This window comes from Kribbella sp. NPDC058693 (assembly GCF_042715335.1).
In the GTDB taxonomy this organism is placed as follows: domain Bacteria; phylum Actinomycetota; class Actinomycetes; order Propionibacteriales; family Kribbellaceae; genus Kribbella; species Kribbella jiaozuonensis.
Map to the genome: position 1 here is coordinate 590,337 of NZ_JBHXSQ010000003.1, position 13,068 is coordinate 603,404.

15 protein-coding genes are annotated in these 13,068 nt (G+C 68.9%); 12 read left to right on the forward strand and 3 right to left on the reverse strand.

The features are described 5' to 3' along the window. The first annotated feature begins 1 nt into the window (after position 1). Genes tsaB through ACFWUU_RS20770 form a run of 5 tightly spaced genes read left to right on the forward strand, consistent with a single transcriptional unit; the run spans position 2 to position 3,299 of the window. Positions 2-661 carry a tRNA (adenosine(37)-N6)-threonylcarbamoyltransferase complex dimerization subunit type 1 TsaB gene (gene tsaB, locus ACFWUU_RS20750; RefSeq protein ID WP_380177333.1) on the forward strand — a complete coding sequence of 220 codons (660 nt, stop codon included), beginning with the start codon at positions 2-4 and terminating at the stop codon, positions 659-661. Next, positions 658-1,107, forward strand: coding sequence for a GNAT family N-acetyltransferase (locus tag ACFWUU_RS20755; protein WP_380177334.1), 450 nt, complete (start codon positions 658-660; stop codon positions 1,105-1,107). The genes tsaB and ACFWUU_RS20755 overlap by 4 nt, the downstream gene beginning before the upstream one ends. Beyond that, positions 1,100-2,149 (forward strand): tRNA (adenosine(37)-N6)-threonylcarbamoyltransferase complex transferase subunit TsaD, encoded by a 1,050-nt coding sequence (tsaD, locus tag ACFWUU_RS20760; RefSeq protein WP_137258724.1) that lies wholly within the window; start codon positions 1,100-1,102, stop codon positions 2,147-2,149. Before ACFWUU_RS20755 ends, tsaD begins: the two co-directional genes overlap by 8 nt. After that, positions 2,146-2,592 (forward strand): GNAT family N-acetyltransferase, encoded by a 447-nt coding sequence (locus ACFWUU_RS20765; RefSeq protein ID WP_380177335.1) that lies wholly within the window; start codon positions 2,146-2,148, stop codon positions 2,590-2,592. Before tsaD ends, ACFWUU_RS20765 begins: the two co-directional genes overlap by 4 nt. Next, positions 2,589-3,299 (forward strand): alpha/beta hydrolase, encoded by a 711-nt coding sequence (locus tag ACFWUU_RS20770; RefSeq protein WP_380177336.1) that lies wholly within the window; start codon positions 2,589-2,591, stop codon positions 3,297-3,299. The genes ACFWUU_RS20765 and ACFWUU_RS20770 overlap by 4 nt, the downstream gene beginning before the upstream one ends. Before the next feature lie 170 nt (positions 3,300-3,469). Here the strand turns inward: ACFWUU_RS20770 and ACFWUU_RS20775 are convergent, their stop codons facing one another. From ACFWUU_RS20775 to ACFWUU_RS20785, 3 genes are read right to left on the reverse strand one after another with little or no spacing between them, the layout of a single operon-like run. Next, positions 3,470-4,264, reverse strand: a complete 795-nt coding sequence (locus ACFWUU_RS20775) for a helix-turn-helix domain-containing protein (protein WP_380177337.1) — start codon at positions 4,262-4,264, stop codon at positions 3,470-3,472. Continuing rightward, complete coding sequence (locus tag ACFWUU_RS20780; protein WP_380177338.1) at positions 4,257-5,417, reverse strand: methyltransferase domain-containing protein; 1,161 nt, start codon at positions 5,415-5,417, stop codon at positions 4,257-4,259. The genes ACFWUU_RS20775 and ACFWUU_RS20780 overlap by 8 nt, the downstream gene beginning before the upstream one ends. 10 nt (positions 5,418-5,427) lie before the next feature. Then, on the reverse strand, positions 5,428-6,009 hold the full coding sequence (locus tag ACFWUU_RS20785; protein WP_380177339.1) for a peptidoglycan-binding protein: 582 nt from the start codon (positions 6,007-6,009) through the stop codon (positions 5,428-5,430). 213 nt (positions 6,010-6,222) lie between these two features. Between ACFWUU_RS20785 and groES the strand changes: the two genes are divergently transcribed. The 7 genes from groES to guaB all read left to right on the forward strand — a co-directional run bounded on the left by groES (position 6,223) and on the right by guaB (position 13,064). After that, positions 6,223-6,519 (forward strand): co-chaperone GroES, encoded by a 297-nt coding sequence (groES, locus tag ACFWUU_RS20790; RefSeq protein WP_130384566.1) that lies wholly within the window; start codon positions 6,223-6,225, stop codon positions 6,517-6,519. 130 nt (positions 6,520-6,649) lie between these two features. Further along, positions 6,650-8,269: a chaperonin GroEL gene (gene groL / locus ACFWUU_RS20795; protein WP_137258730.1), complete on the forward strand. Its 1,620-nt coding sequence runs from the start codon at positions 6,650-6,652 to the stop codon at positions 8,267-8,269. Positions 8,270-8,332: 63 nt separating this feature from the next. Beyond that, positions 8,333-8,788, forward strand: a complete 456-nt coding sequence (locus ACFWUU_RS20800) for a GNAT family N-acetyltransferase (protein WP_380177340.1) — start codon at positions 8,333-8,335, stop codon at positions 8,786-8,788. A gap of 45 nt (positions 8,789-8,833) precedes the next feature. Then, positions 8,834-9,319 (forward strand): TetR/AcrR family transcriptional regulator, encoded by a 486-nt coding sequence (locus tag ACFWUU_RS20805; RefSeq protein ID WP_380177341.1) that lies wholly within the window; start codon positions 8,834-8,836, stop codon positions 9,317-9,319. Between the two features lie 99 nt (positions 9,320-9,418). Further along, the gene (gene shbA, locus ACFWUU_RS20810) at positions 9,419-10,042 is read left to right on the forward strand and encodes an RNA polymerase sigma factor ShbA (RefSeq protein WP_134107313.1); all 624 of its coding nucleotides are present in this window, start codon (positions 9,419-9,421) and stop codon (positions 10,040-10,042) included. Continuing rightward, positions 10,035-11,423: a hypothetical protein gene (locus ACFWUU_RS20815; protein WP_380177342.1), complete on the forward strand. Its 1,389-nt coding sequence runs from the start codon at positions 10,035-10,037 to the stop codon at positions 11,421-11,423. Before shbA ends, ACFWUU_RS20815 begins: the two co-directional genes overlap by 8 nt. Positions 11,424-11,552: 129 nt before the next feature. Beyond that, positions 11,553-13,064: an IMP dehydrogenase gene (guaB, locus tag ACFWUU_RS20820; protein WP_137258733.1), complete on the forward strand. Its 1,512-nt coding sequence runs from the start codon at positions 11,553-11,555 to the stop codon at positions 13,062-13,064. The last annotated feature ends 4 nt before the right edge of the window (positions 13,065-13,068 follow it).

A 13,068-nucleotide genomic window follows, 5' to 3' on the forward strand; every position in this document is an offset into this window, starting at 1 on the left:
CATGTTGCTTGCCTTTGACACCTCGAGCGCCGCGGTCACCGTCGCGCTGGCCACGCCGACGGGCGAGATCGTTGCCTCGTCGACGACCGTGGACGCGTTACGCCACGGCGAGTTGCTCGCGCCTGCGATCGCGGCCGCGCTGGAATCAGCGGGCGTCACGCCGCGCGACCTGACCGGCATCGCGGTCGGCGTCGGCCCAGGTCCCTTCACCGGCTTGCGGGTCGGGCTGGTGACCGCACGGACGATGGGCGAGGTGCTGGGCATCGAGGTGTCCGGCGTCTGCAGCCTGGATATCCTCGCCCGGCAGTCGTCGTTGTCGTTGCCTGTCGCGGTCGCGACGGACGCGCGGCGCAAGGAGATCTACTGGGCGCTGTACGACGGTCCCGCCGCGGACGGCAGCCGTCGTCGCCTGGAGGGACCCGCCGTCGACAAGCCGGCCGAGGTCGCCCACGTGCTGTCCGGTCTGCCCGTGATCGGTCGCGGAGCGGTCCTGTACGGCGATGTGCTGGGCGTGGCGGACGCCGACGTATCGGAGTACCCGTCGGCCGAAGTGCTGGCGACGGGTGTGGCGACTCGGACGCTCGAGGTCGTCGCGCCGGAGCCGCTGTACCTGCGCCGGCCGGACGTGACGATGTCCGCCGGGCCCAAGAGCGTGCTGTGAGACCTGCGATCAGAGCGGCTCGCGCGGACGATCAGTCGGCGCTGGTCGCGTTGGACGAGCTGTGCTTCGGGTCAGAGGCCTGGAGTACGGTCGGCTGGGCGGACGAGTTCGAGCGGCTGTCCGAGGACCGGGTGATCCTGGTCGCGGACGAAGGCGCGGTCGTCGGGTACGTCGTGCTGTTGTTGCCGCCCGTGGTCGAGGACGTGGTCGAGGTACTGCGGATCGCGGTGGCGCCCGACGAGCGACGGACCGGGATCGGCGGGCAACTGATGACGGCGGCCCTGGACCAGTGTGCGGGACGGACCGTGCTGCTTGAAGTTGCCTTGAGCAATGAATCGGCGCGGGGGCTGTATGCGGGCTTCGGTTTTGAAGAGATCAGCCGGCGGCGTGGGTACTACGGTGACGGCGAGGATGCGGTGATCATGCGGTGGAGGATCGATGAGTGAGCCCCTGATCCTGGGGATCGAGACGTCGTGCGACGAGACCGGCGTCGGGATCGTGCGCGGGCAGACCCTGCTCGCCGACGCGATCGCGTCGAGTGTCGAGGAGCACGCCAGGTTCGGTGGCGTCGTACCCGAGGTGGCCAGCCGGGCGCATCTCGAGGCGATGGTGCCGACGATCCGGCGCGCGTGCGAAACGGCCGGGATCAAGCCGACCGACGTCGACGCGGTCGCGGTCACGAGCGGGCCCGGCCTCGCCGGCGCGCTGCTGGTCGGGGTCGCTGCTGCCAAGGGTCTGGCGCTGTCGCTGGACAAGCCGCTGTACGGCGTGAACCACCTGGCGGCACACGTCGCCGTCGACACGCTGGAGCACGGTGATCTGCCGAAGGGCTGCGTCGCGATGCTGGTGTCCGGCGGGCACTCGTCGCTGCTGTCGGTCGAGGACATCACCGACGGCGTCGTACCGATGGGCAGCACGATCGACGACGCGGCGGGCGAGGCGTTCGACAAGGTCGCGCGGGTCCTCGGGCTGCCGTTCCCCGGTGGGCCGTACATCGACAAGGCGGCGCGGGACGGCGGGGACAGGCTGTACGTCACCTTCCCACGCGGGCTGACGTCGCAGCGGGATCTCGAGCGGCACCGGTTCGACTTCTCGTTCTCCGGGTTGAAGACCGCGGTCGCGCGGTGGGTCGAGGCGCGGCGGCGGGACGGCGAGGACGTGCCGGTGAACCACGTCGCTGCCGCCTTCCAAGAGGCAGTGTGCGACGTACTGACCCGCAAGGCGATCGACGCGTGCAAGGACCGCGGCTTCGAGCATCTGCTGATCGGCGGCGGCGTCGCGGCGAACTCGCGGCTCCGTTCGATGGCGGAAGAGCGCGCGTCGGCGGCGGGTATCGCCGTACGGGTGCCGCGGCCGGGGCTGTGCACCGACAACGGCGCGATGGTCGCCGCGCTGGGCTCGGAGCTCGTCCGGGCCGGCCGGGCGCCGTCGCCGCTGGATCTGCCTGCTGATTCGTCGATGCCGATCACGGAGGTACTGAACAAGTGAGATGGACCGGGGCGGACGGGTTCGAGGCCGATGACGATGTCGCGCGTATCGACGTCGACGTGGTGCACGGCTTCCTGACTACGTCGTACTGGGCGGCCGGGATCCCGCGCGAGGTGGTCGAGAAATCGATCGCGGGCTCGTTGAACCTCGGGGTGTACGACGCCTCCGGCGCTATGGTGGCGTTCGCGCGGATGGTGACCGACCGGGCCACGTTTGCGTGGCTGGCGGACGTCTTCGTGCTGGACTCGCATCGCGGGCACGGTCTCGGCCGGTTCGTTGTGTCGACTTTGCTGGAGCACCCGGAGCTGAAGGGTCTCCGGCAGATTCTGCTCGCGACCGCCGACGCGCACGAGCTCTACCGCTCGTACGGATTCACCGAGACCACGCCGGGCCGGATGATGGCCATCCGTCAGGATCCCACCGAGCTGTACACGCAGCCGTGAGGTCTCCGGGTGTCGATCTCGTCCGGCACCCGGTGGGGGCGACCGATCTGGTGCTGCTCGCGCACGGCGGCCAGGAGCACTCGCACGAGGACCCGACTCTGTGGCGACCCGCGCTGCTCCGGATGTGGCCGTTCGCCCTCGCTGCGAGGTCGGCCGCACCGAAGGCTGCCGTCGGGTTCCTGCGGTATCGCTTCCGCGGGTGGAACGACGGCGGTGACGCTGCCACCGATCTGCGGACCGTGCTGGACGAACTGCCGCCGGTGATCTCGCGGGTGTTCCTGATCGGGCACTCGATGGGCGGACGAGCGGTCGTCGCCGTCGCCGATCATCCTCGGGTGGCGGGCGTGCTCGCGCTCGCCCCGTGGCTGCCGTTCGACGAGCCGCTCGTCGCGGTTCGCGTGCCGATCACGTTCGCCCACGGCACCGACGACACGATCACGGATCCGGCCGGCACCACGGCGTACGCGGCGAGGCTGCGGGCGGCCGGGGCGGCGGTGACGACGTACTCGCTCGCGGGTGAAGGACACGCGATGCTGCGGCGTGCGAAGGATTGGGACCGGCTGGTGGCCGACTTCGTTCGGGAGACCCCGGCCGGTGGCAGCGAGATCTTGCCGGAGGCCGGCGAGCACGTGGTGTCGGCGATCGGCGGGATCGCGCTGGCGCGGCTCCGGTTGCCGGTGAAGGAACGGTTCCGTGCGGGTCAATAACGTGGCAGAGGCCCGGGGGTAACGCGCACCGCTTGCTCCCCAGGCGAACGGTCAGCGGCCAACCGGTTCCGCTGCCAGCGTCCCTTACCGAGATGAATCAGGGTTGAACGATTAGTGGCGGGCCTCCGGGGAGTTGCAGCAGCAGACGCAGCACCTCGCCTGCCGGCTTGTCACCCGGAGACCCGCTCGCGTGATCGATCATATGTTCGAATATGCGTCGAACGCAAGTACTGTCCAGGAGTTGTTCCGACGATTGCCGCGAACGCCGCGATGAAGCCGCTCGGGTTCGCCCAGCCGCAGGCGTGTGCGACGTACGTCGTGTCGTGGCCGTCCGCGAGCAGGACGAGCGCGTGGTAGATCCGCAGCTGGGTGCGCCATTCGTAGTACGTCATGCCGAGCTCGTCGTGGAACAGGCGGCTCAGCGTGCGTGCGCCGGCGCCGGCCTTGCGTCCCAGCTCGGCCAGAGAGGTGTTGTCTGCGGGGTTCTCGCGGAGGTGTTGGGCGATCGTGCGCAGGCGGTCGTCGCGTGGTTCCGGTAGTTGTAGTGGCTGCTCGGTCGCCTCGTGGAGCTCGTCGACGAGGACTCGCTGAAGGCGGGCGCGGGCGGCGTCGTCGAGCTGGCGACTGGTGAGGGCGAGCAGCACCTCGCGGGCGAGTCCGGACGCGAGGAAGACGGCCGGTCGGTCTGGGATGCGTCGCGCGAGTCCGACCGGCAGGAAGACGATGCGCATGTCGGTCTCGCCGTGTGCGCTGTGTTGATGGGTGAATCCGGCCGGAGTCCAGGCGACGCGGTTGGCGGGGACGATCGACGTACCGCGGTCGGTGCGCACGGAGAGGACGCCGCGGGCGGCGTACACCAGATGCCCTTCTTCGTGGGTCTGGACCGGGCTGGTGCCGCCGGAAGCCCACTCGTGCGCGCCGGCGGCTGGGAAGAGCTCTGAGCGGAGTGGGCGGCTGTCAGGCATTGCTCGTCACTCTGCGGCAGGAGTAGGCGACCGCGTCGCGTCCGATGCGTGTGATGATCAGCGTCGCTGACGCGGAGCCCTTCGGGGCGAGCTTCTTCCGCAGCTGCGCCGGATCGAGATCCACGCCGCGCTTCTTGATCTCCAGCGTCCCGATGTCCTGGCTGCGAACCCACGAACGCAGCGCTTTCTCCTTGTAGGGAAGCTCTTCCAGCACCTCGTACGCCGAGGCGAGCGGCGTCGCGACGTACTCCGCTGCGGTTACGTAGGCGATGCGCGGATCCAGCAGCCAGCCGTCCACCGCGGCGGCGACCGCAGTGACCAGACCGGCTCGTACGACGGCACCGTCGGGCTCGTAGATGTACTGACCGACCGGGCCGACCTCAGCGTCGGGTGCGTCCGAGACGGTGGCTTCGCTGGGCAGCAGAGTCGCGCGGCGCGGCGTACCTCCGTAGAGCTGGCCGGACCACAGCGCGGCCTCTTTCACCTCGCCGGAGTCGCTGATCCACTCCGCCTCCACGCCCGCGGGGATCGCATCGTGCGGGATGCCGGGCGCCACCTTCACGCAGGCAGTCCGCTGCAGCAGCTCGAGTACGAACGACCATGGCGGCGAGTAGGCGTTGTGGTCGAACACCCGCCGCCCGTCCGCACGCCGGGCCGGGTCCGCGAACACCACGTCGTACGGCGTGAGGTCGGTCGACTCGGCTTCACCTACTAGTACGTCACCGGCGAGACCGAGGGTGGCCAGGTTGGCACGGGCCGTGGCTGCGGTCTCGGGGTCGCGCTCGACACCGGTCACCCGCAGACCGGCGCGGGCGGCGCTGATGAGGTCACCACCGATCCCACAGCCCAGGTCGACCACGCTGGCACCCGGCATGGTGGCTGCCAGGCGTACGGCGCGGTGGGTGCCGACTCTGGTCCGTGTGGCCTGCTCCAGGCCGTCCGGGGTGAAGTACATGCGCTCGGCGTCCGCGCCGAACTTGGCGACCGCCCGGTGGCGCAGTGCGGCCTGCGTGACCGCGGTGGTCACAAGCGTCGCGTCGTACCGGCGCCTGAGCTTCTCGACCAGCTGCAACTCACCACCAGGCTTGTACTCCGCGCACGCTGCCGCGAGCACGTCGGCGCCCGGCCCGTCGAGCAACGCGGTGACTGTCACTCGGAGAACTCTAGAGCGGGCTGGAACAGCTCCTGCTCCAGCTTCTCGTTGCCATCGAGTAGAGCCGCCAGTTCATCGCCGAGCGGGTCTTGGGGCCGTAGATGCCGTCCACGACCAGGTGGTGCTTGCGTTGGACCTGCTTGATCACTGCGCGGGTATTACTGCCGTAGATGCCGTCGACGGCGAGCTTGGAGCCGTAGCAGAAGTTCAGGTTGCGTTGGAGGACCTGGATGGCGGTGTCCGGGTCGCCGTACCGGTTGGAGCCGCGGTACGGGTCGTCGCCGTACATCAGGTTGCAGGTGGTGCTGGTGCTGGCGTAGATCGACGGCATCGGGATGCCCCAGCTGCGGTTGACCGGGACGAGCCGGGCCGAGCGGCACTGCGGCAGCGCGGCGGCTGCCTTCAGCTCGGCGGCCGTGGCGTCGTGGGAGACGTTCTGGTCGGTCGAAGGCTTCGGCGCCGGGGCGGCCGCGGGGGCGGCAGCCGCCGGTGACTCGTGCTTCGATGCGTTCGCGGCAACGGCTCCGACCGCGACCGCGGCGACGGCGGCCAGGAGCGCGATCGTCCGGCCGGACAGCTTGGGCAGAGCCATGAACACATTCTGTACCTCGATGATCACCGGGTCATACGTCTCAGGCTGAGAATCCTTTGGCACTCGAGTTGACCGAGTGCTAATCGCGGCCTAGATTCGGTGTTGGCACTCTCGATGCGAGGGTGCCAGCGGTCCGGCCCTTGACCCCCGCGACGGCAGGGGAGCGCGACCACCATGAACGCAGCCAAGCAAATCGACCGTGGAGGTCAGCAAGTGTCGGTCACGATCAAGCCGCTCGAGGACCGCGTCCTCGTCGCGCCGCTCGAAGCCGAGCAGACCACGAAGTCCGGCCTGGTGATCCCGGACACCGCCAAGGAGAAGCCGCAGGAGGGCGAGATCCTCGCCGTCGGCCCGGGCCGGATCGACGACAACGGCAACCGCGTCCCGCTGGACGTCGCTGTCGGCGACAAGGTCATCTACTCCAAGTACGGCGGCACCGAGGTCAAGTACGACGGCCAGGACTACCTGATCCTGGGCGCCCGCGACATCCTCGCAGTCGTCAGCAAGTGACGATCGCTCGCTGTTCCTGACTGACACCGCCCTGGTGCCGTACTCCGGTGCCGGGGCGGAGTCGGTGTCGGAGCGGCGATGGTTCGAGCCTGCAACGATCTAGCGATTTCAGAGAGGGACTGGATTTTTCATGCCGAAGATCCTCGAGTTCGACGAGAACGCTCGGCGCGCGCTGGAGCGCGGCGTCGACAAGCTCGCGAACACGGTGAAGGTGACGCTGGGCCCGAAGGGCCGCTACGTCGTCCTGGACAAGAAGTGGGGCGCCCCGACCATCACCAACGACGGTGTCACCGTCGCCCGTGAGGTCGAGCTGGACGACCCGTTCGAGAACCTTGGTGCGCAGCTGACCAAGGAGGTCGCCACCAAGACCAACGACATCGCCGGTGACGGCACCACCACCGCGACGGTGCTGGCGCAGGCGCTGGTGCACGAGGGCCTGCGGGCGGTCGCCGCCGGCGTCAACCCGATGGGCCTCAAGCGCGGTATCGAGGCGGCCGTCGAGGCCGTGTCGGCCAAGCTGATCGAGACCGCGCGGCCGGTCGACGACAAGGGCGACATGGCCCACGTCGCCACCATCTCCGCCCGCGACGCCGAGATCGGCACGCTGATCGCGGACGCGTTCGACAAGGTCGGCAAGGACGGTGTGATCACCGTCGAGGAGTCGAACACCTTCGGGACCGAGCTCGAGTTCACCGAGGGTATGCAGTTCGACAAGGGCTACATCTCGCCGTACTTCATCACCGACGCCGAGGCCGGCGAAGCGGTGCTGGAGGACCCGTACATCCTGATCCACCAGGGCAAGATCTCCGCGATCGCGGACCTGCTGCCGCTGCTGGAGAAGGTCGTGCAGTCCGGCAAGACGCTGCTGATCATCGCCGAGGACGTCGAGGCCGAGGCCCTGTCCACCCTCGTGGTGAACAAGATCCGCGGCAACTTCACCTCGGTCGCCGTCAAGGCGCCGGGCTTCGGTGACCGCCGCAAGGCGATGCTGGAGGACCTGGCCGCGCTCACCGGCGCGCAGGTCGTGGCTCCGGAGGTCGGCCTCAAGCTCGACCAGGTCGGTCTGGAGGTGCTCGGTACGGCGCGCCGCATCGTGGTCACCAAGGACAACACGACCGTCGTCGAGGGTGCCGGCAAGGCCGACGACATCGAGGGCCGGGTCAACCAGATCAAGTCCGAGATCGAGCGCACCGACTCCGACTGGGACCGCGAGAAGCTGCAGGAGCGGCTGGCCAAGCTGGCCGGCGGCGTCTGCGTGATCAAGGTCGGCGCGGCCACCGAGGTCGAGCTGAAGGAGAAGAAGCACCGGATCGAGGACGCGGTGTCCGCGACCCGGGCCGCGATCGAGGAGGGCATCGTCGCCGGTGGCGGCTCCGCTCTCGTGCACGCGGCCGCGGTGCTGGACGAGGGCCTCGGCCTGGAGGGCGACGAGCTCGCCGGCGTCCGGATCGTCCGCAAGGCGATCGTCGAGCCGCTGCGCTGGATCGCCGAGAACGGCGGCTACGAGGGCTACGTCGTGACCGCCAAGGTCGCCGACCTGGAGCTCGGTAGCGGCTTCAACGCGGCCACCGGCGAGTACGGCGACCTGCTGGCCCAGGGCGTGCTGGACCCCGTCAAGGTGACCCGGTCCGCGCTCGCCAACGCCGGCTCGATCGCCGCGCTGCTGCTGACCACCGAGACGCTGGTGGTCGACAAGCCCGAGGAAGAGGAGCCCGCGGCGGCCGGTCACGGTCACGGCCACGGTCACTGATTCCTGGCAGCACACCGTATTACTCAGCACCGCCCGGCAGGTCTCCTGCCGGGCGGTGCTTTTATGTGGCCTGTGCTGATCCGAGAGCGTCATGACGAAGACCTGCCTGTGTGTGTCGACATCCTCAGAGCTGTCCACGAGCAAGCCAGCTACCCGATCAACTGGCCGACCGACCCGGCACGCTGGCTGACCCCGGAGGCCGCACTCGGCATCTGGGTAGCTGTGGACGCTGAACAGGTGGTCGGACACGTCATCCTCACCGCCGCCGGTCCGGCGGCGGAGGTCGAGCGGCTGTTCGTCGATCCGAAGGCAACGGGCCAGGGGATCGGCCGCCAGCTGCTGCAGCACTGTGTCACCACTGCGGCGGCCCTCGACCGCGACCTCTCCTTGGAGGTGGTCGACAACCGGGGCGCCGCCGTACACCTGTATCGGCGCGCAGGCTGGCTCGAGACCGGCCGTACGCCGATCGACTGGGGCGGTGAGCACGCCTCCGAACTCATCCGCTTCACCGCGCCGTGAGAGGCTCTAACCGTGGGTGGTCCACGGGAGCGGTATCGCGCTCAGATGCGTGACGAGGTGAAGCAGCACGCCTGGACCCAGATCGCCGAGGCCGGCATCTCCGCCCTGTCCCTGAACGCGATCGGTAAGCAGATGGGCGTCAGCGGACCCGCGCTCTACCGGTACTTCGAGGGCCGCGACGAGCTCATCAACGAGCTGATCCGCGACGCGTACAGCAACCTCGCCGACACGGTCAGATCGGCGTACGACGGAGGCGCGGACGTGGTCGCGCTGGCTCAGGTGATCCGCACCTGGGCGCTCGCGAACCCGCAGCGGTACCTGTTGATCTACGGGACGCCCGTACCCGACGACAGCATCATGAGCGTGCTGGTCGAGGCCACCGGCGGATCGGACCGCACAGTCTCGTTTTTCACCCGGCTGCACGGGATCCTGTCGCTCGAACTGGCCGGGTATTTCGCCGGAACGGACGTGGATCCGGGCGGGCTGGTCGAGAGCGAGATCAGTGAACTCGTGAGTAGTGACAGATCGTGATCAAGTGGCCGGTAGTGACCACGAATTGCCACTAGGCAAGAAGAGTTGAGCGCCGTACCATCTTTCAGGCTGACCGGTCTGAACACGAGGGGGCGAGGGGTGACCGAGGTCCGAGTACCTGACACCCACGACCGGGTCGAGCTTAGGGATCTTGCCGCGCTGGCCGGCGACGGGGACCGAACAGCTCTCAATGACCTGCTCACCAGAGTGCGCGCTGTGGCGCACCGATACGTACGGTCCCGTCTGTGGACCTATCCCGGCGGCGCCGACATGGTCGACGACGTCGCACAAGAGGTTTGTGTCGCAGTATTCGGCGCGCTGAGCCGGTACCGCGACGAGGGGAGGCCTTTCGAGGCTTTCGTCTACGGCATCGCGGCCCGCAAGGTCGCCGATGCCCAGCGTGCGTTCGCGGTTGCCGACGTCTCGACGCCGGACCTGCCGGACGGCGCGGACGAGTCGCCGACGCCGGAGGAGCGTGCGGTTCGGCAGTCGGAGGTCCAGCACATCATGGGGCTGCTGGACAAGTTGCCGGAGAAGTTGCGGGAGATCCTGCGACTCCGGGTGGTAGCGGGGATGTCAGCCGAGGAGACCGGCCGGGCACTGGGGATGACACCGGGGGCGGTGAGGGTCGCACAGCATCGAGCGTTGAACACGCTCAGGGGGTTTGTGGGGCATGAAGCACAGCTGGAACGAGGAAGAGCAGGGGAGGAGCATCATGGCTGACCGTTTTGACTTGGACGCGATCGAGGCCGATGACGCGCTGCTCGATCTGCTCGCCGCCGGTGGGGAGTCCGCCCGCTCGGCGGGCGAGCACGACGCGGCCGTTCAGCTGCTGGCCGAGCTACGGCTGGCGGTTGAGGTCGAGGACGAGCTCCCGGTGGAGACCATCGACGATCCGGAGAGCTTCCTGGCACGTTGTGCCGCGCTCAACCCGATCACCGACCCGTTCGCCCGCAAGATGGCGACGCGTGGTCTGGCGCTCGGGGTGGCGGCGGTGGCCGCATTGTCGGTCTCCGGGGTCGCCGCCGCGGTCAACGGTGATCCGCTGTCGCCGTACGAGAAGGTCATCGAGAAGATGGTCGACGCGGTCCGCCCGCAGACCAGCTTCCCGAAGGAAGACCTCGACGGTCTGCCGGTGATGGACAAGACCAAGATCGTCAAGGTCGGCAAGGACTACAAGAAGCAGCAGGTCCAGGCCGAGCGCGCTGCGCAGGAAGCCGGCAAGGGCGGCTCGCTGATCGTCGACCCGAACTCGATCGACATCAAGTCGACGCCGACGCCGGTGGTCGAGCCGACGGACAAGCCGATGGCGATCCTGGACAAGCCGACGATTCCGGTGCCGACGGGGATCAAGACGAACGACCCGGGCAACGTCAACACCGACAAGCCGACCGACACCAAGACCGACCCGCCGACCGACACGACCGGTGGCGGCGACACGGACGGTACGACGACGACGCCGACTCCGCCGCCGTCGACTCCGACCGACACGCCACCGCCGTCAACGCCGACGGAGCCGCCGCCGACCACGCCGACCGGCACGGACACGACCACGCCGCCGGCGAACGTCGACACGGGTACGGGCGACACGACGACCGGCGACCCGACCAGCACGCCCACCGGCGACACCGGCCAGACCGATGGCACCGACGGGACCGGGGCGAGCGACACCAGCGGTTCGGACACGAGCACGCCGGGTGACGAGCAGAAGCCGAGTGACCCGGTCACCCAGGTCCCGGACCAGAAGGACCCGGCGAGCATCATCGGGGACATCCTGAGCCCGGTCCTGCCGACGCCCACGGGTGAGCCGGTCACGATCGAGAGCGCGAAGCTGTTCTTCGGCGAGTCGCAGGCGGGCAAGCCGCCGACGGCGAAGAAGGCGACGGCCAAGAAGCCGGCATCGGCCAAGAAGGCCGGCACCGGGAAGCACTCGAGCGGGAAGGTCACCACGGGCTCGGTCCGCAAGGCCTACCCGAAGGGCAAGCACTCGACCGGTCAGTACCCCGAGGGCAAGCACGCGGCGATCGAGCGTACCCACGGGTCGACCGCCGACGCGGATGTCCTGGCGATCCTGAACATCGTCAACGCGCCGGTCAACAAGTAACCGACCACCCACTCCGCCCGCCGCGCAACCGCGGCGGGCGGAGTGCTGTGGACGGCCGATTCGGGGCTCGGTGGGCGCGCGGATACGATGGGGTTCCGTACTCGCCGTGTAAAGGTGCTTGTTTTACCCATGGACATCACACCCGCTGGAGTTCCCGACAAGTTCGCCGTCCTCGGCCTGACCTTCGACGATGTGCTGCTGCAGCCGAACGAGTCCGACGTCATCCCCTCCGAGGCGAGCACCCGGTCCCGGGTCAGCCGCAACGTCTGGGTGAACATCCCGCTGCTGTCCAGCGCGATGGATACCGTCACCGAGGCCCGGATGGCGATCGCGATGGCCCGTCAGGGCGGTCTCGGCGTCCTCCACCGCAACCTCTCGATCGAGGACCAGTCCCAGCAGGTCGACCTGGTCAAGCGCTCCGAGTCCGGCATGATCGCGCAGCCGATCACGATCGGCCCGGATGCCAGCATCGGCGAGGCCGACGCGCTCTGCGCGCAGTACCGGATCTCCGGTGTGCCGGTCGTCGACGACGCCGGTGTGCTGGTCGGCATCGTGACGAACCGCGACATGCGCTTCGAGAACGACCTGTCCCGCCCGGTCCGCGAGGTGATGACCAAGCAGCCGCTGATCACCGGCAAGCAGGGCATCTCCGCCGACGACGCGATGGCGCTGCTGAGCAAGCACAAGGTCGAGAAGCTGCCGCTGGTCGACGACGCCGGCAAGCTGACCGGCCTGATCACGCTGAAGGACTTCGTCAAGCGGGACAAGTTCCCGCTGTCCACCAAGGACGCCAGCGGCCGGCTGATGGTCGGCGCCGCGATCGGCTTCTTCGGTGAGGCCTACAAGCGCGCCATGTCGCTGGTCGAGGCCGGCGTCGACGTGCTGGTCGTCGACACCGCGCACGGTCACTCCCAGGCGCAGCTGGAGATCATCCGCAAGCTCAAGGCCGACCCGGCGACCCGCGGCGTGGACATCGTCGGCGGCAACGTCGGCACCCGCGCGGGCGCCCAGGCGCTGGTCGATGCCGGTGCGGACGGCGTCAAGGTCGGCGTCGGTCCGGGCTCGATCTGTACGACGCGGGTCGTGTCCGGCGTCGGCGTACCGCAGGTCACCGCGATCTACGAGGCCTCGCTGGCGTGCAAGCCGGCCGGCGTCCCGGTCATCGGCGACGGCGGCCTGCAGTACTCCGGTGATATCGCCAAGGCGCTCGTCGCCGGTGCGGACACGGTCATGTTGGGCTCGCTGCTGGCCGGTTGCGAGGAGTCGCCGGGCGACCTGGTGTTCATCAACGGCAAGCAGTTCAAGGCGTACCGCGGGATGGGTTCGCTCGGCGCGATGCAGTCCGGCGGGCTGCGCAAGTCGTACTCGAAGGACCGGTACTTCCAGCATGACGGCGGCTCCGACGAGAAGCTGATCGCCGAGGGCGTCGAGGGCCAGGTGCCGTACCGGGGCCCGCTGTCGGCGGTCGCGCACCAGCTGATCGGCGGCCTGCGGCAGTCGATGTGGTACACCGGCGCCCGCACGGTCCCGGAGCTTCAGGACAACGGCCGCTTCGTCCGCATCACCTCCGCCGGCCTCCAGGAGTCCCACCCGCACGACATCCAGATGACGGTCGAGGCCCCGAACTACTCCGGCCGCTGACACC